At 60.4% G+C, this 19,343-nt stretch carries 20 protein-coding genes and 2 pseudogenes; 11 read left to right on the top strand and 11 right to left on the bottom strand.

What is annotated here, in order from left to right:
• The first annotated feature begins 66 nt into the window (after positions 1-66).
• Positions 67-681 (top strand): ribosome biogenesis factor YjgA, encoded by a 615-nt coding sequence (gene yjgA, locus PQR54_RS31210; protein WP_408252538.1) that lies wholly within the window; start codon positions 67-69, stop codon positions 679-681.
• On the top strand, positions 662-1,306 hold the full coding sequence (gene mog / locus PQR54_RS31205; RefSeq protein WP_408252536.1) for a molybdopterin adenylyltransferase: 645 nt from the start codon (positions 662-664) through the stop codon (positions 1,304-1,306). Before yjgA ends, mog begins: the two co-directional genes overlap by 20 nt.
• 19 nt (positions 1,307-1,325) lie before the next feature.
• Here the strand turns inward: mog and orn are convergent, their stop codons facing one another.
• A complete protein-coding gene (gene orn / locus PQR54_RS31200) occupies positions 1,326-1,937 on the bottom strand; it encodes an oligoribonuclease (RefSeq protein WP_408252534.1) in 612 nt (203 codons plus the stop codon).
• Positions 1,938-2,082: 145 nt separating this feature from the next.
• Here orn and PQR54_RS31195 point away from each other — a divergent pair, with 145 nt between their 5' ends.
• From PQR54_RS31195 to PQR54_RS31185, 3 genes are read left to right on the top strand one after another with little or no spacing between them, the layout of a single operon-like run.
• A complete protein-coding gene (locus PQR54_RS31195) occupies positions 2,083-3,342 on the top strand; it encodes a M48 family metallopeptidase (protein ID WP_408252532.1) in 1,260 nt (419 codons plus the stop codon).
• Entirely contained in the window at positions 3,339-4,289 is a 951-nt protein-coding gene (rsgA, locus tag PQR54_RS31190) for a ribosome small subunit-dependent GTPase A (protein ID WP_408252531.1), read from the top strand. Before PQR54_RS31195 ends, rsgA begins: the two co-directional genes overlap by 4 nt.
• Before the next feature lies 1 nt (position 4,290).
• Positions 4,291-4,611 carry a putative signal transducing protein gene (locus tag PQR54_RS31185; protein WP_408252529.1) on the top strand — a complete coding sequence of 107 codons (321 nt, stop codon included), beginning with the start codon at positions 4,291-4,293 and terminating at the stop codon, positions 4,609-4,611.
• A 197-nt stretch (positions 4,612-4,808) separates the two neighbouring features.
• On the opposite strand, the gene PQR54_RS31180 is transcribed toward PQR54_RS31185, so the two are convergent.
• The 6 genes from PQR54_RS31180 to rpsP form a co-directional block, all read right to left on the bottom strand.
• A complete protein-coding gene (locus PQR54_RS31180) occupies positions 4,809-5,747 on the bottom strand; it encodes a CobD/CbiB family protein (protein WP_408252527.1) in 939 nt (312 codons plus the stop codon).
• A 113-nt stretch (positions 5,748-5,860) separates the two neighbouring features.
• Complete coding sequence (locus PQR54_RS31175; protein ID WP_408252525.1) at positions 5,861-6,589, bottom strand: CoA pyrophosphatase; 729 nt, start codon at positions 6,587-6,589, stop codon at positions 5,861-5,863.
• Between the two features lie 93 nt (positions 6,590-6,682).
• A complete protein-coding gene (gene rplS, locus PQR54_RS31170; RefSeq protein WP_012433948.1) occupies positions 6,683-7,072 on the bottom strand; it encodes a 50S ribosomal protein L19 in 390 nt (129 codons plus the stop codon).
• A 145-nt stretch (positions 7,073-7,217) separates the two neighbouring features.
• Entirely contained in the window at positions 7,218-7,985 is a 768-nt protein-coding gene (gene trmD, locus PQR54_RS31165; RefSeq protein WP_408252523.1) for a tRNA (guanosine(37)-N1)-methyltransferase TrmD, read from the bottom strand.
• Between the two features lie 25 nt (positions 7,986-8,010).
• Positions 8,011-8,748 (bottom strand): ribosome maturation factor RimM, encoded by a 738-nt coding sequence (rimM, locus tag PQR54_RS31160; RefSeq protein WP_408252521.1) that lies wholly within the window; start codon positions 8,746-8,748, stop codon positions 8,011-8,013.
• A 132-nt stretch (positions 8,749-8,880) separates the two neighbouring features.
• Positions 8,881-9,135 carry a 30S ribosomal protein S16 gene (gene rpsP, locus PQR54_RS31155; protein ID WP_007180912.1) on the bottom strand — a complete coding sequence of 85 codons (255 nt, stop codon included), beginning with the start codon at positions 9,133-9,135 and terminating at the stop codon, positions 8,881-8,883.
• A 172-nt stretch (positions 9,136-9,307) separates the two neighbouring features.
• Between rpsP and PQR54_RS31150 the strand changes: the two genes are divergently transcribed.
• Positions 9,308-10,492, top strand: a complete 1,185-nt coding sequence (locus PQR54_RS31150; RefSeq protein WP_408252519.1) for a PQQ-dependent sugar dehydrogenase — start codon at positions 9,308-9,310, stop codon at positions 10,490-10,492.
• A 308-nt stretch (positions 10,493-10,800) separates the two neighbouring features.
• Positions 10,801-11,268 carry an NINE protein gene (locus tag PQR54_RS31145; RefSeq protein ID WP_408252517.1) on the top strand — a complete coding sequence of 156 codons (468 nt, stop codon included), beginning with the start codon at positions 10,801-10,803 and terminating at the stop codon, positions 11,266-11,268.
• Positions 11,269-11,284: 16 nt separating this feature from the next.
• Here the strand turns inward: PQR54_RS31145 and PQR54_RS31140 are convergent.
• Positions 11,285-12,151 (bottom strand): annotated as a pseudogene (locus tag PQR54_RS31140) (PA0069 family radical SAM protein); the annotation flags it as partial.
• A 112-nt stretch (positions 12,152-12,263) separates the two neighbouring features.
• Between PQR54_RS31140 and PQR54_RS31135 the strand changes: the two are divergent.
• The 3 genes from PQR54_RS31135 (at position 12,264) to PQR54_RS31125 (ending at position 16,248) form a co-directional block, all read left to right on the top strand.
• Positions 12,264-13,346, top strand: coding sequence for a PA0069 family radical SAM protein (locus PQR54_RS31135; RefSeq protein WP_408252515.1), 1,083 nt, complete (start codon positions 12,264-12,266; stop codon positions 13,344-13,346).
• Between the two features lie 293 nt (positions 13,347-13,639).
• Positions 13,640-15,502 carry a hypothetical protein gene (locus tag PQR54_RS31130; RefSeq protein WP_408252513.1) on the top strand — a complete coding sequence of 621 codons (1,863 nt, stop codon included), beginning with the start codon at positions 13,640-13,642 and terminating at the stop codon, positions 15,500-15,502.
• On the top strand, positions 15,499-16,248 hold the full coding sequence (locus tag PQR54_RS31125) for a hypothetical protein (RefSeq protein ID WP_408252511.1): 750 nt from the start codon (positions 15,499-15,501) through the stop codon (positions 16,246-16,248). Before PQR54_RS31130 ends, PQR54_RS31125 begins: the two co-directional genes overlap by 4 nt.
• A 111-nt stretch (positions 16,249-16,359) precedes the next feature.
• On the opposite strand, the pseudogene PQR54_RS31120 reads toward PQR54_RS31125, so the two are convergent.
• Together PQR54_RS31120 and PQR54_RS31115 are read right to left on the bottom strand one after the other, a co-directional pair.
• Positions 16,360-16,710, bottom strand: a pseudogene (locus PQR54_RS31120) (PA0069 family radical SAM protein); the annotation flags it as partial.
• A gap of 98 nt (positions 16,711-16,808) precedes the next feature.
• The gene (locus PQR54_RS31115; protein WP_408252509.1) at positions 16,809-17,297 is read right to left on the bottom strand and encodes an Lrp/AsnC ligand binding domain-containing protein; all 489 of its coding nucleotides are present in this window, start codon (positions 17,295-17,297) and stop codon (positions 16,809-16,811) included.
• A 166-nt stretch (positions 17,298-17,463) separates the two neighbouring features.
• On the opposite strand from PQR54_RS31115, the gene PQR54_RS31110 reads away from it, so the two are divergent.
• Positions 17,464-18,750: a D-amino acid dehydrogenase gene (locus tag PQR54_RS31110; protein ID WP_408252507.1), complete on the top strand. Its 1,287-nt coding sequence runs from the start codon at positions 17,464-17,466 to the stop codon at positions 18,748-18,750.
• A gap of 124 nt (positions 18,751-18,874) precedes the next feature.
• Here the strand turns inward: PQR54_RS31110 and PQR54_RS31105 are convergent.
• The coding region (locus PQR54_RS31105; RefSeq protein ID WP_408252505.1) for an acyl-CoA dehydrogenase C-terminal domain-containing protein at positions 18,875-19,343 on the bottom strand (469 nt) is incomplete at its 5' end.

The raw sequence follows: 19,343 nt of genomic DNA, 5'->3' as shown, positions 1-19,343 counted from the left end.
AATGCGCGAGATCTTGCGCGCGGCAGCACCGCGGGTTCGGTGGACGCGGCACGTTACAATATCGGCATGACACGCAAAACCCGCATTCAACCCATCGAATCCGCCGAGCCGGAAGTCGACGAGAACGGCTACGACCGTCCCAGCAAGTCCCAGCTCAAGCGCGAAATGCACGAGCTGCAGGAGCTGGGCTCGGCGCTGATCGCGCTGCCCAAAGACGCGCTCAAGCGCATGCCGATGCCCGAAAAGCTCGACGACGCCGTGCGCGAAGCGCGCCGCATCACCGATCACGAAGGCAAGCGCCGCCAGGTGCAATACGTGGGCCGCGTGATGCGCTCGCTGCTGGACGAGGAAACCGCCGCGCTGCGCACCGCGCTCGACACCTATAACGGCGTCAACAAGGCGGAAACGGCCAAGCTTCACTGGATCGAGCGCACCCGCGAAAAACTGCTCGCCGACGACGCCGCGCTGACCGATTTCATCCGCCAGCACCCGAACGCCGACCCGCAGCAAGGCCGCACGCTGATCCGCAACGCCCGCAAGGAAGCGCTGCAGAGCAAGCCGCCGCGCTACTTCCGCGAATTGTTCCAGTGGATCAAGAACGCGGACGGACCGTCCGCGCAGACGGATTCCGACGCCGACGACACCCTGGACGAAGACGACGATGACGACCGCGACGCCTAAAGCGGCACGCAAGCACCCCGACGAAATCGTGATCGGCCTCGTGTCGATCAGCGACCGCGCGTCCACCGGCGTGTACGAGGACAAGGGCATTCCGGCCTTGCAGGAGTGGCTCGGCGCGGCGCTGACTTCGCCGTGGCAAGTGGTCACGCGCCTGATTCAGGACGACGCGCCGACCATTTCCGCCACGCTGACCGAACTGGTCGACGAAGTCGGCTGCGATCTGGTGCTGACCACCGGCGGCACCGGCCCGTCTCGCCGCGACGTAACGCCCGAGGCGACGCTTGCCGTCGCCACCAGGGAAATGCCGGGTTTCGGCGAGCAGATGCGGCAGATCAGCCTGAATTTCGTGCCGACCGCGATTCTGTCGCGCCAGGTCGCCGTGATCCGCGAAACGGCGGAGCACGCGGCGCTGATCATCAATCTGCCGGGTCAGCCGAAGTCGATCAAGGAAACGCTGGAAGGTTTGCGCGACGCCGAAGCAGGCGGCGCGGTGAAGGTGCCGGGCATTTTCGCCGCGGTGCCGTACTGTATCGACCTGATCGGCGGACCGTACGTGGAAACCAACGCCGATCTGGTGAAGGCGTTCCGGCCGAAGAACGCGCAGCGCGCGCCCCGGCCGGCTTAGGCGATTTTATTCGCCAGTGTTATTGCGCGCCGTCGGCGGCGTCCGGCGCAGACGGAATCAGAAAGTGCTCGCGGTAGTACTTCAGTTCGTCGATCGACTCGTGGATATCGGCCAGCGCCGTGTGCATCGCGCGCTTCTGGAAGCCCTTGTAGATGGTCGGCTGCCAGCGGCGGCACAGTTCCTTCAACGTGCTGACGTCGAGATTGCGGTAATGGAAGAAGCGCTCCAGATCCGGCATCCAGCGCGCCATGAAGCGGCGGTCCTGGCAGATCGAGTTGCCGCACATCGGCGATTTGCCCGGCGGCACGTAAATGCTCAGGAAATCGCGAATCTGTTCGGTGGCGTCGGCCTCGCTGACTGTGGACGCCTTTACACGGTCGATCAGGCCCGAACGGCCATGCGTGTTCTGATTCCACTGATCCATTTTGGCGAGCGTCTCGTCGCTCTGATGAATCGCCAGAACCGGACCTTCGACCAGCCTGTCGAGCGTCGAATTCGTCACCACCACCGCGATTTCGATGATGCGGTCGGAATCGGGCTCGAGCCCGGTCATTTCCATGTCCAGCCAGACGAGATTCATGTCGCTGCGCACGAGCGGCGGCTGTTCGGTGGATGCGAGGATGTCAGTCATGAAGGCAACCCTGAGGGCCGCGCAAACGGCTTTGTGCAAGCCCGTCTGCCACGGCGATTGTTCGTTTGAGATTGGTTTGAGCGTGTTCCCGCCGCGCGGCGGGAAGAAACATATAATTCTCGCATAGATACCACGGAATCCCCGGATGCCTACCCTGTACTTCACCGTTCTGTTCGTCGTCGCCGTCGTGGCGATGGTCGGCACCAAACTGTGGCTCGCGTCGCGGCAAATCCGCTTCGTGGCCGGCCATCGCGAGCAGGTGCCGAGCCAGTTCGCCGGCACCATCGCGCTCACCGCGCACCAGCGCGCCGCTGACTACACCGTCGAGCGCACCCGCCTCACCATGATCGAAATCGTCGTCAGCGCGGCCGTGCTGATCGGACTCACGTTGCTCGGCGGCGTGCAGGCGCTGGATCTTGGGATATCCGACTGGCTCGGCCGCGGTTACATCGGCCAGATCGCGCTGGTCGCCGCGGTAATCGCGATCACCAGCGTGATCGATCTGCCGTTCGATTACTACCGCCAGTTCGTGGTCGAGCAGCGCTTCGGCTTCAACCGCATGAGCAAGGGCATTTTCTTCATCGACCGGATCAAGGGTGTGCTGCTCGGCGCCGCGTTCGGTCTGCCGTTGCTGTTCGTCGTGCTGTGGCTGATGAACCAGGCCGGCAGTCTGTGGTGGCTGTGGACGTGGATCGTGTGGGTCGCGTTCCAGATGCTCGTGCTGGTGCTGTATCCGTCGTTTATCGCGCCGCTCTTCAACAAGTTCGAACCGCTCAAGGACGAAGCGCTGAAAAGCCGCATCGAAGCGCTGATGCAGCGCTGCGGTTTCGCTGCCAAGGGTCTGTTCGTGATGGACGGCAGCCGCCGTTCGGCGCACGGCAATGCCTACTTCACCGGCTTCGGCGCGGCCAAGCGGATCGTGTTCTTCGACACGCTGCTCGCGCGTCTGTCGGGCAGCGAGATCGAAGCCGTGCTCGCGCATGAACTCGGCCACTTCAAGCGCCGTCACGTGATCAAGCGGATGCTCGTCACCTTCGCAATCTCTCTCGCGATGCTCGCCCTGCTCGGCTGGCTCACGCAGTGCGTGTGGTTTTATGAAGGGCTGGGCGTGCGGCCATCGCTGATCGGCGGCAATAGTGGCCTCGCGCTGGTGCTGTTCTTCCTCGCGCTGCCGGTGTTCCTGTTCTTCGTGACGCCGCTCGGCAGCCTCAGCTCGCGCAAGCACGAGTTCGAGGCCGACGCGTTCGCCGCGACGCAGACCGACGCACAAGACCTCGTCAACGCGCTCGTCAAGCTGTACGAGGACAACGCATCGACTCTGACGCCCGACCCGCTCTACACCGCGTTCTACTACTCGCATCCGCCGGCGTCGCAGCGGATCGACCGCCTGCTGCGGCACGCATGAGCGGCCGCTCCCCGAAAGCGCCGCGCGCGCCGTCCAGCACGCGCGTAGGCGGCCTCGTGGTGGCCGCGCATGGCCGCCACTATCTGGTCGCGCCGGATGACGGCGGCCCCATGCTCCAGTGCTTCCCACGCGGTAAGCGCAGCGAGGTGGCCGTTGGCGATCGCGTGGTTTATGAGTTGGCTTCGGCGGATCAAGGCGTGATCGTCGAGATCGGCGAGCGGCGTAATCTGCTGTATCGCTCGGATCAGTACAAGTCGAAGCTGTTCGCTGCCAACCTCGATCAGCTGCTGGTCGTGTTGGCCACCGAACCGCATTTTAGCGAAGATCTGCTCGGGCGCGCGCTCGTCGCGGCAGAGGCGAACGAGTTGAAGCCGCTGATCGTGCTGAACAAGACCGACGTGACTGCTGAACTCGAAGGTGCGCGTAAACGGCTCGAACCGTATCGCGCGCTGGGTTATACGGTTGTCGAAGTGTCGATCAAGACACAGCCCGAAGCCGCGCGGGCTGCGTTGATCTTGCATTTGCAAGGGCATTCGACGCTGCTGCTCGGCCAGTCCGGCATGGGCAAATCGACGCTTGTGAATCTGCTGATTCCCGATGCCGAAGTCGCCACGCGCGAAATTTCGACCGCACTGAACAGCGGACGCCATACGACGACCTTCACGCGTCTCTATCCGCTGCCCGACAGCGCGGACGGCGAAGGCGGCGCATTGATCGACTCGCCGGGCTTCCAGGAATTCGGCCTGCATCATTTGACTGAAGGCCGGCTCGAGCGCGCGTTTCCGGAGTTCCGGCCGCTGTTGCCGAACTGCCGGTTCTACAACTGCCATCATTTGCAGGAACCCGGTTGCGCGATTCTCGAGGCGGTCGCGGATGGCCGCATCCGCCGCGAACGGCATGCGCTGTATGCGCAACTCGTGCACGAAGCCAGCCAGATCGTCCGCTGACATGAGACTCATGCGCGCGCCGAATCTGATCATCGGCCAGCATTGGGTCAATGTGCTGGCCACTGCGGGCATTGCTTGCGAGTTGCACAACCGTTATCTGAACGGCGCGCTCGGCGATATTCCGGCGGATCAGTGCTCGCCGGAGCTTTGGCTCGTCGATGAACGCGACGAAGCGATGGCGCGGAGGTTGATCGACGCAGCTTCGCATGGACCGGCGGCGGGGTCGCCTGGGTGGAAGTGCCGTCAGTGTGGCGAGGCGCTCGAGGCGCAGTTTACGGTCTGCTGGCAGTGTGGGACGGCACGCGATCCGCTGGACGGATGAAGCGGCTCATCGCTGACCGGCGCGTGCGTACGGTGTCACGGCATGAATGGAAAATGCCGTGACGATGCGCTCCACGATACGATTTCTCGCCCTTAAAAACAAAACCCTACGTTTCTTCAAAGCGTAGGGTTTGTCGGCAGACTGATACCGAAGTGCGGCTTTCTTTCTCTACAGCGAATAGCGCTAGCTTGATAGCGTCAAGCCAGCCACACCGCAATCGTCAGCATCAGCAACAAAATCATCCACAGCACCACCGCGCGCCACACCAGGCCCACGGCCGATTGCAGCGTGCGCGGCGTGCAGTCGTCGCCGACCTGCATCGGGCCGCCGTCGCCGGTGGCGAGCGCGTCGAGACTCGACGGTTCAGCCAGCGGCCCGCTCAGACGTGCGCCCAAGGCGCCGCTGCCCGCGGCCAGCAACACGCCGTCGTTCGCGTCCGGCCATTGGCGCGCATGGTTGCGCCATGCATAAATCGCGTCTTCAAAATTGCCGACGATCGCAAAGCCCAGCGACGTCAGCCGCGCCGGCACCCAGTCGATCACGAAGAACGCACGCTGAGCAAAGCTCGAAAACGCGACGGTACGATCGTCGACCGGCCGCGCCCACGTGCGCGCCAGATATTCGGCAATCCGATATAGCACCGCGCCCGCCGGTCCGGCCGGAATCAGGAACCAGAAGAACACACCGAACACGTGCCGATGCGAAGCGACCACCGCGTGAATCAGCGTGTGACGCACGATCTCGCTGACAGGCATGTCGACGGTATCGAGCCCGGTCCATTCGTTCAGGATCTCACGCGCGCGCGGCACGTCGTCGTTATTCAACGCGAGGTGGATGTCCGTGAAATAGTGGCTGAACTGGCGGAAGCCCAGCGTGAAATACAGCACCGCGACGTTCCACAGGAACGCCAGCGCAAAGTGAATGTGATACAGCACGTAGTAGACGAGCGCGACGACCAGCGTCCACGGCACCACCACCACGAGCCAGGCGAGCAAGCCGTGCTTCGGCTTGCCTGCATCGAATCCGTGCGCCGCCGACTCCGCATGGTATTGAAGCAACGCGGACACCGGATTGTTCGGCGACAGCGCGCGTACCTGTTCAATGATCAGAGCCAGCAATACGGAGAAAAAAGTCATGCGGTGCGCCGTGCTTTTCGAGTTTTACGATTGTTTTATAACGATAGCACAGGGTCGGATGCCACTGAGCGCGGACCTCGACAAACAGCCGACAACTGCACAGTCCATGCGGCTCATGCCGCGAGGAAGCGATAGAAGTTGCGCAGCATGGCGGCCGTCGCGCCCCAGATGAAATAGTGGCTGCCGACTTCGCTGCTGCTCTCGTCAACTTCCGCATCGGCACCAGCCGATGCGGTGCGCGGATACGGCATCGCGAAAAAGCGCCGTTCGCCGCCTTCATAACGGAACACACGCACCTCGTGATGCGCGGGGTTCATTAGGAACGCGAGCGGCACTTCGAAGACTTCGGCCACCTCCAGCGCGTCCGCCTTTACCGTGAACGGCGGATGCACGAGGCCGATCACCGGCGTCACGCGAAAACCGGTGCCCGTCAGATAGTCGGGCAATGCGCCGAGAATTTCCACACGCGATGGATCGAGACCGACCTCCTCCTCCGCTTCGCGCAGCGCGGTGGCGGTAGCGTCGGCGTCAAAGGGTTCATGACGGCCGCCAGGAAAACTCACCTGGCCTGCATGATCGTTCAGATGGTCGGCACGCTGAGTCAGCAGCACGCTCAGGCCGTGTTCGCGGACCACCAGCGGCACCAGCACCGCCGCGACTCGCGGATCGGCATGCGTATCGCGCCAGGGCGCATCGACGACGAGCTCCGGGGTCCAGGCAAGGCGTTGCTCGAAGCGTGCGCGCAGGCCGTCTGGCGTGAGACGGTCGCCGGCCACCGGCGGCAGATCGGTGCCTGTTGCTTCGACAGGCAAGGTTTCAGGCTCAAAGACGGGGCGGGTCAACGGGTCTCTCGAAATGAGCGGATAGGGGACATGCCGCTATTTTGACCTGGCAAACAAAAAAGCACCCGCGAGGGGTGCTTTTTCTTACAGCTTTTACGCTTCCGGAGCAGCGCGGTCTTTCTTCGCGACCAGCTTTTCCTTGATCCGGGCCGACTTGCCCGAACGGTCGCGCAGGTAGTACAGCTTCGCACGACGCACATCGCCACGACGCTTCACGACGATGCTTGCCAGCAGCGGCGAGTACGTCTGGAACGTACGCTCGACGCCTTCGCCCGACGAAATCTTGCGGACGATGAACGACGAATTCAGACCACGGTTACGCTTGGCGATCACGACGCCTTCGTAAGCCTGAACACGCTTACGCGTACCTTCAACCACGTTCACGCTGACGATCACCGTATCGCCGGGGGCGAATTCGGGGATGGTTTTCTCGCCGAGAGCGCGGCCGATTTCTTCCTGCTCGAGAATTGCAATCAGATTCATCACTGACTCCTAAGTCCATCTTGTCGACGTTCGTACCTGCCTCGTGAAAACACTTGGCTACGGCCCCGATAGAGGATGGGTTCACATCTGGCGCCGTGCACGCATGCGCGGCGCCGCCTAATGTCCGCTTGAAAGACCCAAGGCTTTACGCCTTCGACTCTTCCTTCGCGAGACTCGCAAGCCATGCCTCGTCGGCACGGCTCAACATCTTGTTCTTTCTGGCCTTCACGATCAGATCGGGCCGCTTGTTCCACGTGTTGCGCAAGGCTTCACGCCGACGCCACGCAACGATTTCCGCATGATGGCCGCCGAGCAGCACATCGGGCACACGCACGCCGTCGTATTCCTCGGGGCGCGTGTAATGCGGACAATCCAGCAGCACGTCGACAAAACTGTCCTGCACCGCCGACTGCGAGTCGTTGAGCACACCGGGCAATTGACGCACCACGGCGTCCATCAAGGCCATGGCCGGCAATTCGCCGCCCGACAGCACGAAGTCGCCAAGGCTGACTTCTTCGTCGACGACACGGTCGAGCAAACGCTGATCGATCGCTTCATAGCGACCGCACAACAGGATCAGGCCGGGTTCGGCAGCAAACTGCATGACGCGGTCGTGATTCAGCGTGGCACCTTGCGGCGACATCATCACGACACGCGACGCGCTGATGCCCTGCTCCGCCTGCGCCGCTTTCGCCGCGCCGATCGCGTCTTCCAGCGGTTTGGCCAGCATTACCATGCCGGGGCCGCCGCCATATGGGCGATCGTCGATCGTGCGGTAGTTGTCGGTTGTGAAATCGCGCGGATTCCACGTACGCAACCCGTAGCGCTCCTGCTTCGCCGCACGGCTGGTGATACCCCAGTCGGTCAGCGCGCGAAACATGTCAGGAAAGAGCGTAACGACATCGAACTGCATCGCTCTCTCCATTCAGCGAAATTATTTAGTAATCGGCTTCCCAGTCGACAGTGATCTGCTTCGCCGCCTGGTCCACCGTTTTTACAAAGACGCCGACGAACGGGATCAAACGCTCGCCGGTGACCGGCTTGCCGCTTTTGTCGGTATCCGGATATTCGATGCGCAACACCGAGTGCGCACCGTTGTCGATCATGTCTGCAACCTTGCCGAGATTGACCCCGGCAACGTTCACCACGTCCAGGCCGAGCAGGTCGACCCAGTAGAATTCGTCGGCTTCGAGAGCCGGAAATTCGCTGCGGCTGATATAGACGCGGGAGCCGCGCAGTGCCAGCGCGACATCGCGGTCAGTGACGCCGCCCAGATGGGCAACCACACTATCGCTATGCATTTTCGCCTGCAACGACGGCGCCGATTTGCGCTCCGGGCCTTTGATCAGCCACCAGCGCTTCGCGCTCAGCAGCGCATCGCCACCGTGACCGGCATCCGCGTGCGCGGCCACCTTGACCCAGCCTTTGAGGCCGTAAGCGTCGACGATGGCGCCGACCTCGACCGCATCGGCCGGCCAGCTTTCCGCCGTTTCCGTGTGCATTTCTGCCGCACCGGAACCGGCGTTTGCAACTTGGGCTTTCGCCTTGCCTTCAGCTTTTTCGACCGGCTTGCGGACGAATGCACCGAACGGCGCCTGACCAGACGTCTTCGCGCGCGGGGCTGCTGCCGCTGTGGCCTTTGCGCGACCTGAACTGCCGGAATCACGCTCAGACATAAGGACACCTCGAAGAGAACCTCGCTGCCAGCTTCGACGCCTGCTTCAGCAAAACAACTCGCGCATCGGACTGCTCACGCACACCGCGCGAGCCGCCGGTCGAACCGACGACGACACGCATGCTAGCTACCATTAAGCAGCCGGCTGCGCCTTTGCAGCTTCCTTCACGAGGCGCTCGACGGTCGGCGACAGTTGTGCGCCAACGCCTTGCCAGTACGTCAGGCGGTCCTGAGCGATACGGAGGGACTCACCCTTCGTAGCGACCGGGTTGTAGAAGCCAACGCGCTCGATGAAGCGGCCGTCACGACGGTTACGCGAATCGGTTGCGACGATGTTGTAGAACGGGCGCTTCTTGGAGCCGCCACGAGCCAAGCGGATGATGACCATACTAGAATCCTTGAAAACCGGGGTTCGGAACGACTGAAACACGCGATTATAGCGGGAAACCAACGCCATAACAAACACTTACCCGGATAAACTGAGCGACGGGGTTGCGCCGGCCATACAGGCGGGAGCCCGGAACCACGTCGAAACGCCCGAATTACCTGACGGAGCGCCAGTGAAACTCCTGCCGCCAATTGTGTTTTTACGCGCTTTCCGTACCGCCGCCATACGGTTCGCCTCCTCGGCGCGTGATTTGCAAAGCCGGGCCCTTCGCATAGGCACGGCCGTGCTGCTCGCCGCAACTGCCCTGCCAGCGCTCGCCGCGCTGCCGGTGGACCGGATCAAACTTCCGCCGGGCTTCCATATCGAGGTCTTGTCGAGCGCCGTCCCGAGCGCGCGAGCCATGGCGCTCTCGCCGGAAGGCGTTCTTTATATAGGCAGCCTCGACGGCCACGTCTACGCGCTCGAATTGCAAAACGGACGCGTGACGGCCCGCCACGTGATCGCTTCCGGCCTCGAAACGCCCGCAGGCGTGGCCTGGCACAATGGCGCGCTCTACGTATCCGCGGTGTCGAAAATTGTACGCTTCGATGCGATCGACACTCACCTGAACGATCCGCCCAAACCCGTCGTCGTGATCGACACATTGCCCACGGAGACGCACCACGGCTGGAAATTCATCGCGTTCGGCCCGGACGGCAAGCTCTACGTGCCGCAGGGCGCGCCCTGCAACGTCTGCCTGAAAGATCGCAACCGCTTCGCGTTGATCGGCCGCATGGACCCGGACGGCAGTCATTACGAGGTCGTGGCGCGCGGCATCCGCAATTCGGTCGGCTTCGCCTGGCATCCCGTGACGCATGATCTATGGTTCACGGATAACGGCCGCGACCTGCTTGGCGACGACGTGCCGGACGACAAGCTCAACCGCGCGCCGCGCGCCGGAATGGATTTCGGCTTTCCGTACTGCCATGGCGGTGACACGCCAGATCCCGAGTTCGGCAAGGACCATCCGTGCAACACGTTTACGCCGCCCGCGGTCAAACTCGGCGCGCATGTCGCGGCGCTCGGCATGCGCTTTTACGACGGCCCGATGTTTCCGGCCGCGTACCGGAACAGTATTTTTGTCGCCGAGCACGGTTCGTGGAATCGCAGCAAGAAGGTCGGCTATCGCGTCGTGCACGTGACTACGAACCCGGATGGCAGCAATGCCCGCCAAGAAGTGTTTGCCGAAGGCTGGCTCCAATCCGGCGAAACCGAGTGGGGACGCCCGGCCGACGTGCTGCCGCTGCCCGACGGCTCGCTGCTGATCAGCGACGACTACGCCGGCGCTGTTTATCGCGTGACCTATTCGGCGCCGTAGGCGCCTCGCGTGGCAAGCGGCATCGAACTCCGTGCGCTCCAAAAGCTTGGCCAGTCAATCGAGCGCCGGTACCCGCGCCGCCGATCCAGCCGGATCCAGCGCTCCTCGCACCACTCGCCAAGCTGCCATGATCACCCTCTGCACCGCTGCCGCAACCACCCACCCTTCGCCCCGCGACTGAGAGCGCTCCTAACGATGCCGCGACCACCCATCACGTGACCGGCGGCCCGTGGCGGGCGTAGAATGCGCGTCGGTCCGCGCGCCGCGCGCTGCTCCTTTCGACCGCCTGTCACTCTGCTCTGGCCTACATGTCCACCCTTGTCTCGACTTCCTCGCGTTTCAGATCCAAGACGATTACGGCCGCACTGGCGTTCTTCTTCGGCAGCCTCGGCGCTCACCGGTTCTATCTGTACGGCATGCGCGACATCTACGGATGGGCACACGTGATCGGCACGCTGATCGGTATTCCGGGCGCCATGCTGCTGGTGGCGAGCGAACGGTCCTCGATGCTCGGCTGGGTGCTGGCCTTTCCCGGCGCGGTTTCGCTGCTCGCCGCGTTTCTCGCCGCGATCGTCTACGGGTTGCGTCCGGACGAAAAGTGGGACGCGCAGTTCAACGCTCAGACCCAGCGCAAAAGCCGCTCCGGCTGGACGGTCATTTTCGTCGTGATCTTTTCGCTGCTGATCGGCGCCTTCCTGCTGATGACAGGTCTCGCCATTTCGTTCCAGACGTACTTCGAAAGCCAGGTGCAGGCGGCCAAAGCGCTCTCGCAATGAGCCGCTGCGCGTCGCGCTAGAAAAGATTCAGTTGAGGATCGTCGCGTGCCGGTTTATCGGCACGCGGCACGTCTACCGGGCGAAAGTGCGACATATCCAGAATGCCGCGGTCCCGCCGATTCAGGCCCAGACGGCGCACCGCGTTGTGGAATCGCTGCTTGAGCAGATCGGCCCACAAGCCTTCGCCCTTCATGCGCGTGGAGAACGACGAGTCGTAGTCCTTCCCGCCCCGCATGTCCCGCACGCGACTCATCACCCGATCGGCACGATCCGGAAAGTGCGCCGCGAGCCAGTCCTTGAACAGCGGCGCGACTTCCCACGGCAGCCGCAGCACGATATAGCTCGCGTTGCTCGCGCCGGCCTCCGCACAGGCTTCCAGCACGCGCTCCATGTCCGGTTCGGTGACGAACGGAATCACCGGCGCGATGCTGACGCCGACCGGAATGCCCGCCTCGCTCAACGTGCGGATGGCGCGCAGCCGCCGTGACGGCGTGGCCGCACGCGGTTCCAGCGTACGAGCGATCTCGGCGTCCAGCGTGGTGATCGTAATGGCCGCCATGAATTGCCCCCGCGCCGCCATGGGCGCCAGCAGATCGAGATCGCGTTCGATCAGCGACGACTTGGTGATCGCCGCAAACGGATGCTGACGTTCGCTGAGCACTTCGATCACCCTGCGCGTGAGCCGCAAGTCACGCTCGACAGGCTGCCAGGCGTCCGTATTGACGCCCAGCGCGATCGGCTCCGGCACATAGGACTTCTTCGACAATTCCCGCTCGAGCAATTCCGGCGCATTCATCTTGGCGTAGATCCGGCTTTCGAAGTCGAGCCCCGGCGACAGCCCCAGATAAGCGTGCGTGGGCCGCGCGAAACAATAAATGCAGCCCGGCTTTATACGACATGAACTCTGTTCACTAGTACGAGAGTGTGCGAACAGTTGAGAAGAGGCGCGAACTACTGTATATATATACAGGGTAGCCGACGCAGGAGGGTCCGTTGTGAAAATCCAACACATTCACCTAATCAAGGGTCGAGGCACCTCGACCAATGCCAACTGCCGCTTCGACGAGTGGAGCAGGTCGCCCGACGACGAAAGGCACGCAGCTGACTTCGTGCATGAGTCATTGTCAGAATGGAAAACTGAAACCACAGATGTGTCAGCAAAGACCATCATCACTCGGAATCAGTCTCCCGACGTCCCGTTTGACCAATCCATCAATCCCTACAGAGGGTGCGAGCATGGATGTTCCTACTGTTTTGCTCGGCCAACCCATGCGTACCTTGGTTTATCGCCCGGCCTCGACTTCGAGAGAAAACTGTTCGCCAAAACGAACGCGGCTGAGCAACTTAGACGTGAACTAGACAAACCGAGCTATAAACCGTCAGTAATTGCGATGGGAACGAACACAGACCCCTATCAACCCATAGAGCACGACCGCAAGCTCACAAGAGAAATCCTTCAAGTACTGGAAGCGTATGGACACCCAGTAGCAATCACGACGAAGTCCGCGCTGGTTGTGCGAGATTCAGACATTCTTGCTCGAATGGCGACCAGAGGACTTGCGCGTGTTTTCCTTTCAGTTACAACTCTTGACGCAGAACTCGCTCGGAAGCTGGAGCCACGAGCCAATGCTCCAAGACGGCGGCTTGACGCGATACGAAAACTGGCCGAGCAAGGAATTCCCACGGGCGTCTTAGTCGCACCAATCATTCCAGCGCTGAATGACTCAGACATAGAGCGCATCCTAGAAGAGGCTTCGGGCGCTGGCGCCGAAGCTGCTGGGTACGTGATGCTCCGGTTACCCCTCGAGGTGCGGGACATATTTATAGAGTGGCTGGCAATACACTATCCCGACAGACAAAAGCACGTCCTGAGCCTCATTGAACAAATACGAGAGGGAAACCTCTACCAATCAGGCTTTGGCACGCGGATGCGCGGAACGGGGCTATTCGCGGAACTCGTCCAGAAGAGGTTTTCCTTGGCGTGTCGCAGGCTCGCTTTGAATACTTCGAGGCGCCAGTTGAATGTAAACGTATTCCGGCGACCGTGCGATACCACAGGCCAGATGCAGCTTTTCTAGCCCATTTCTTCTCTCATCACCGAGTCCCCGGCGATAATGCCCGATGCCTGTTCCTCGCCACCGCAACCTCCCACTGTCGTACATTTAGTAGCAGGGCGAGGGACCGACAACTACAATCGTGTTTGCAGCGTACGGCATTTACGGGCACAAACTGGAAAGCATCGTGCCATCTAATAAACTGAAACAGTATGCTGACGGGTATCGGCAAATTGCCGTCAGTTCGATTGATTATCGACTACACGACGTCGTGTAGCTCGTACATTCACGTTTGATGGATGATTTTCCGAGGTCTTGTGTCTTTCGGTCAACTAACACCATCAAAACTCGACGAGTTTGTCGATGACTTACCGCTTCTTCTGGTTGACCGCTCGAAGTTTTATGGGGAGCGGCCAATTTCTTCTCGCTCTCTGGATGAGAGCATTGCGGAAGACGTATCGGAGGAAACGCAGTTCGAGTTAACCGACGAAGAAACCGATTCGACGCTGAACTCGAAAGCAATCGGCGCAGAAGACAAGTTCACGCACGGGCAACTCGCCATGCGTATCGTCATCGTCTACTTCATTTATGCGCAATCCAAGAGGCTCATCGACCGAGGGTTGGAGCCGATGCCAGAGGTTCCGTTCAACGGAAAGAAAGCTGAAAAGGTAACTGGCGCGATTCTTCCGACGGTAATTCGCCGCATTCCACCGTTGCCCGACGAGGTCGCATTGCCCTTGTTAGCGGCAGCAATAAAATGGGTTGAGCATATCTCTGAGGACGTCATAGTACTTCAGAGACGCTATCTGCGGGTCCGGCACCGTTGCCAGACCGAAAATCTACAGCCTCCAGTGCAGTTACAAAAATGCAATGAGATAATCTGTCGCTTCAGATTTCGCTGCCTGCCTGGGGAGGGCAATCCTTGGCGTGAGGCAATCTCTTGGGAGACAGCCGAAAATCCCGTTTGGGGAGGTGTAAAACTCGCTCCGACGCAGGTGTTACGCAATCTAATTTTTTTTACGCGAGAAGCGGCGGCACTTCTTCTTTGGTTCCTGGTTGGAATTCGCACAAGCGAAATTTGTAGCTTAGAAGGGTCAGCGCAAGACAACACAAACCTCCCGCCCTGCGTTCTTAGCCGCCCCTCCAAGAGCGGCCTGCTTGAAATATTTTATCTGAAGGGATTGGTATCGAAAGGCAGAAAGAAACCGGAACAACACGAATGGGTTCTCGGCTCTCGACCCTATGGAGCAGCATGGGAACCGCTTCCTGTCAAAGCGATTCGGGTGCTTCAGCGGCTCTTCCAACCCTGGCGTGAGTTCAGCGGCCAGACTCGCTTGGTATTGACGTTCACGCAGGCCAAATCGCTTCCGTGGACCAAAAGCACTGTCAAGCCAATTCGGGCAAGCCGGCTCCTTCGCGGCACAAAGCATTTTATGTACAGCGAAGTCGACCTGTCGAACCTTCCTGACACAAGTCTCCGAGGAGAAAATTTAAAGCAATATCGTGACAGCAGTGGGTTGTTCATCCGACCGCAGCAAGGAAGGAAAACTTTCGCAGCATACATTCTCGATACACGCAGGTCGCTTTTGCCGGCTGTTTCGGACCATTTCGCTCATTTCGACGAAGAGGTCACCGAACGCGCATATTATCCGTCTCACGCGAAGCAACGAAACGAATTCGACTCAGTGCTCTTTTCGGAGACGGTAGCTTTTTTCGTCGAGGCCGTACGAGGCCGGAAAATCGCGGGAAAAATGGCCGAATCGATAAAAGATTATTTTAGTGGGTCCGAGTTTACTGAAGCTCCCAACCTCGCGGATTTGGAGCACAGGGTTGCACGTATCGTCGTCGCGCACGATTTGAGAATTTTCTTCGCCGACCATGGGAAATGCTGTATTCGAGCAAATCCAAAAGCCTCGTTGTGCAGGAAAGCTACAAACGCCGCGAGTTGGAATACCATCACGCCCGACTTTGCCGCACGGTCGCCTGGGATGTGCGCGGGATGTGGGTGCTTTGCCATTGATAGCGACCATTTGCCATTCTGGCAAAATAGATTGGCGAGCCAAATCGTTTTCTACGAGCAGGCTAAAGAAAGAGGATACGAAAGGGAGTATCGCGTGCACCTCGCGCGAGCAGAGCAAGCGCGAAACTTCCTTAAATATCTCCAAGGAGAAGTCGTATGAAGGAGTTTGACCGAGACGAAGGTCCATCGGACACATCGCGAGGGCTCGAACAAGAGTTCGTCGACGCGTTCGTTCGACTCGTGGAAAACGTTCCAAGAAGCGAAAAGCTAAAGCCTCTCGCTTCAGCCGGGAATCTTGTAGTCAACATTTCATCAGTCTCGATTGAGGCAGGCCATTCTCGGACGTTAATCGGACATGAAAAATGCAGATTTCCCAAAGTTAGGCGAACAATTCAGGATTATCAGGAGCAAGAAAAGGGAAGCTTTCTCGAAAAAGAAATCACACGACTCATGGAGGAGCAAAACGAGTTGGGCGTTAAGCTCGGCGCGCGTATACTTTCTATAGAGCAGCTAATCGAACGCACCCGGGCCGTTGAGCGAGGAATCCTACGACAACGATTCAGACCGGGAAGCATCGCACATCTGCGTGGCAAAGACACGAGAACAAGAGAAACGGAACTCGGACAATCTAGTTCCCTCTCGCGGCCGACAGGCGAGATAAGAGAATCGGACGCGAATCCGGTCGAAGAGACGCTGAAGCAAAAGGTGAATCGTCTCCGAAAGGAAAATCGGGAAAAACAAGCAAAGATTGCTCAGTATGATACTAGTTATGCGGAACTGATTCTGCGCATTCGGGCAGACGACCACGGAAAGCGCAGTGATGGAACTAGAAAAACCCGCCCATCGATTTCTGACCATCTGGCTAGCCTGTCAATAGTCGGAAAAACACTACCGAGCTCAGATTAAGTACCTGTTTGGAACGATATTGTTCAGGTGAGCTCGGACCCTCGCGCCAACACCCCATTATTCGTCGTGTGCGAACAATTTTTTTCGCGACGCCGAGTCTGTATTCTTTCAGAATACAGAACAATCAAAGTCAAAACCAGCAGACCTAGTTACCCTTGTGAACACTTTTTCGTGACGGATAACGTGCTCGCAGCCACGATACGGGTTCAGCGACACGCTGAACGGAATATCCGGCGACGCGTTGCGCGTAAGAATGGTCTTGGCCCGCTCTTGGAAGACCTGCGTGCGCAAGACCTTGGGCTCGTCATCGTCTTCCGGCGCCGACAGCCAGCCGTCGTCCACCGCTTCCCGCTGGTCGACTTCGTAGCGCCCTTGCAGGTTCGTCACCGCGCCACGGCCCTTGCGAGGCGCGGGCGGCGCGATCGGAAATTCGTTGACGAAGTGGGAGTCGGAGTCGGTCACGGCTGGAACAAGTAAAAACAGAAAACGGCGCAAAACACCTGTACAAATATACAGTGTTTACGCCGTTTGTCGAGCCCTGCCGAGCGCCGTCGTGCCGTTCAATCCCCTACCGGAATGATCAGCGTTTCCTTGATCTCCTCCATCACGACATAGCTTTTCGACTGAACCGCGCCGGGCAGTTGCAACAGGATATCGCCCAGCAGCTTCCGGTAATCGGCCATTTCGCCGATGCGCGCCTTGATCAGATAGTCGAAATCGCCCGATATCAGATGGCACTCCAGCACCTCGGGGATCTTCTGCACCTCGCGGCGGAACTGGTCGAACATGTTGCCGCTCTTGTGATCCAGCGTGATCTCGACGAACACCAGCAGCGCCGCGCCCAACTCCGCCGGATTCACGCGCGCGTGGTAGCCGGTGATCACGCCGTCGCGCTCCATCCGCTTGACGCGCTCGATGCACGGCGTGACCGACAGTCCAACCTGTTCGGCCAGGTCCTTCATGGCCATGCGGCCGTCCTGCTGCAGCAGCCGCAGGATCTTGCGATCGAGTTTGTCGAGGGTCCGGACCGGTTGGCGCTGTGTACGCATGGTGTTTTTGCTGAAAATCTTGAAAATACAATAACAAAACCTGCCTGACTGTTAATAGTATAGCGGTTAACACTGGACGATCCGCGAAACACCTCGTTAATCGAACGAATTCCAACGAATCGACAAGCGCACCGTCCTCAGACCTTATTGAATACCTGGAGCATCTATGCGAGTCGTCGTTTTGGGCAGTGGCGTTGTCGGCGTGACCAGCGCGTATTACCTGGCTCGCGCGGGGCACGAAGTGACCGTTATCGATCGCGAGGCCGGCCCGGCGCTCGAAACCAGTTTCGCCAACGCCGGCCAGATCTCGCCGGGCTACGCGTCGCCGTGGGCTGCACCGGGCGTGCCGCTGAAAGCAGTCAAGTGGATGTTCCAGAAACACGCGCCGCTGGCGATCCGCCTTGACGGCACCCAATTCCAGTTGCAGTGGATGTGGCAGATGCTGCAGAACTGCACGTCGTCGCGTTATGCGGTGAACAAGGGCCGCATGGTTCGCCTCGCCGAATACAGCCGCGATTGCCTGCAAGCGCTGCGCGCCGAAACCGGCATCCAGTACGAAGGCCGCACGGGCGGCACGCTTCAGGTGTTCCGCACGCAGCAGCAATTCGATGGCGCCGCGAAAGACATCGCCGTGCTGCAGGAAGCCAATGTGCCGTATGAACTGCTGTCGCCGGCCGAGCTCGCGCGGGCCGAACCGGCGCTCGCCGCGGTGTCGCACAAGCTGACCGGCGGTCTGCGCCTGCCGGGCGACGAAACCGGCGACTGCCAGATGTTCACCACGCGCCTCGCCGCGCTGGCTGAAGAACTGGGCGTCAAGTTCCGCTACAACACGCCGATCGACGCACTCGCGATGGCCGGCGACCGCATCGCCGGCGTGAAGTGCGGCGAAGAAATGGTGCGCGCGGATTCGTTCGTCGTCGCGCTGGGTTCGTACTCGACGCAGTTCCTGTCCGGTCTGGTGAAGATTCCGGTCTATCCGCTCAAGGGTTATTCGATCACCGCGCCGATCGTCAACGAAGCGTCGGCGCCGGTGTCGACCGTGCTCGACGAAACGTACAAGATCGCGATCACGCGTTTCGACGACCGGATTCGTGTGGGCGGCATGGCGGAGATCGTCGGCTTCGACAAATCGTTGCGTCAGGCGCGCCGCGAAACGCTGGAACTGTGCGTGAACGATCTGTTCCCGGGCGGCGGCGATACGTCGAAGGCCACCTTCTGGACCGGTCTGCGCCCGATGACGCCGGACGGCACGCCGATCGTCGGCCGCACTCCCGTACCGAACCTGTTCCTGAACACGGGCCACGGCACGCTCGGCTGGACGATGTCGTGCGGCTCGGGCCAACTGCTCGCCGACGTGATGTCGGGCAAGCAGCCGGCCATCAAGGCGGACGATCTGTCGGTGCATCGCTATCTCGGCGAGATTGGCGGAGCGCATCGCCCGGCTTATGCCTAAGCTTTAACGACGACGCTTCGCGAGAGCGGTAGCGCTGGTTCGTGATCTCACGGACCAGCGCCACAAAAACAAACGGCGCCTGACAAGGCGCCGTTTGTTTTTTAAAGCGAAGTAAAAAGCCGCGTTAGAACTGATCTTCCGACAAAGCCAGCACACTCTCCCCACCCTTTGCGCTGACAATCGACGCTTCGAGCGCCGACGCCAGCGGCAGCACATGCTCCGCGTAGAACTGCGCGGTCGCGATCTTGGCGCCGTAGAACGAAGGATCTTCGTCGCGCTTTTGCGCCGCCACCAGCAACGCGCGCGCCATCTGCCAGCCGCCCAGCACGATGCCCGCGAGTTTCAGATACGGCACGCTGCCGGCGAACACCGCGTTCGGATCGCCCTTCGTATTCGCCACGACGAAATCCACCGCCGCGCCCAACGATTGATGGCCCTGCGCGAGATACTTCTTCATCGACGCGAACGCCGGGCCCTGCTGCGCGCCCAGTGCCTCGATCGTCGCAGCCACGTCGGCGAGCAGCGACTTCGCCACCTTGCCGCCATCGCGCACCGTCTTGCGGCCAATCAGGTCGTTCGCCTGAATCGCGGTT

Source organism: Paraburkholderia phytofirmans (genome assembly GCF_046028095.1).
Taxonomy (GTDB): domain Bacteria; phylum Pseudomonadota; class Gammaproteobacteria; order Burkholderiales; family Burkholderiaceae; genus Paraburkholderia; species Paraburkholderia phytofirmans_A.
This window is presented reverse-complemented; position numbering and strand designations above follow the sequence as displayed.

Bases quoted from the DNA above. Each gene is read 5' to 3' on its own strand.
- mog (WP_408252536.1), top strand. From the start codon at position 662: ATGACGACCGCGACGCCTAAAGCGGCACGCAAGCACCCCGACGAAATC.
- PQR54_RS31125 (WP_408252511.1), top strand. From the start codon at position 15,499: ATGAAGGAGTTTGACCGAGACGAAGGTCCATCGGACACATCGCGAGGG.
- PQR54_RS31195 (WP_408252532.1), top strand. From the start codon at position 2,083: ATGCCTACCCTGTACTTCACCGTTCTGTTCGTCGTCGCCGTCGTGGCG.
- PQR54_RS31145 (WP_408252517.1), top strand. From the start codon at position 10,801: ATGTCCACCCTTGTCTCGACTTCCTCGCGTTTCAGATCCAAGACGATT.
- orn (WP_408252534.1), bottom strand. From the start codon at position 1,937: ATGACTGACATCCTCGCATCCACCGAACAGCCGCCGCTCGTGCGCAGC.
- rplS (WP_012433948.1), bottom strand. From the start codon at position 7,072: ATGAATCTGATTGCAATTCTCGAGCAGGAAGAAATCGGCCGCGCTCTC.
- PQR54_RS31180 (WP_408252527.1), bottom strand. From the start codon at position 5,747: ATGACTTTTTTCTCCGTATTGCTGGCTCTGATCATTGAACAGGTACGC.
- PQR54_RS31115 (WP_408252509.1), bottom strand. From the start codon at position 17,297: ATGCGTACACAGCGCCAACCGGTCCGGACCCTCGACAAACTCGATCGC.
- rpsP (WP_007180912.1), bottom strand. From the start codon at position 9,135: ATGGTCATCATCCGCTTGGCTCGTGGCGGCTCCAAGAAGCGCCCGTTC.
- trmD (WP_408252523.1), bottom strand. From the start codon at position 7,985: ATGCAGTTCGATGTCGTTACGCTCTTTCCTGACATGTTTCGCGCGCTG.
- yjgA (WP_408252538.1), top strand. From the start codon at position 67: ATGACACGCAAAACCCGCATTCAACCCATCGAATCCGCCGAGCCGGAA.
- PQR54_RS31110 (WP_408252507.1), top strand. From the start codon at position 17,464: ATGCGAGTCGTCGTTTTGGGCAGTGGCGTTGTCGGCGTGACCAGCGCG.
- PQR54_RS31185 (WP_408252529.1), top strand. From the start codon at position 4,291: ATGAGACTCATGCGCGCGCCGAATCTGATCATCGGCCAGCATTGGGTC.
- rimM (WP_408252521.1), bottom strand. From the start codon at position 8,748: ATGTCTGAGCGTGATTCCGGCAGTTCAGGTCGCGCAAAGGCCACAGCG.
- rsgA (WP_408252531.1), top strand. From the start codon at position 3,339: ATGAGCGGCCGCTCCCCGAAAGCGCCGCGCGCGCCGTCCAGCACGCGC.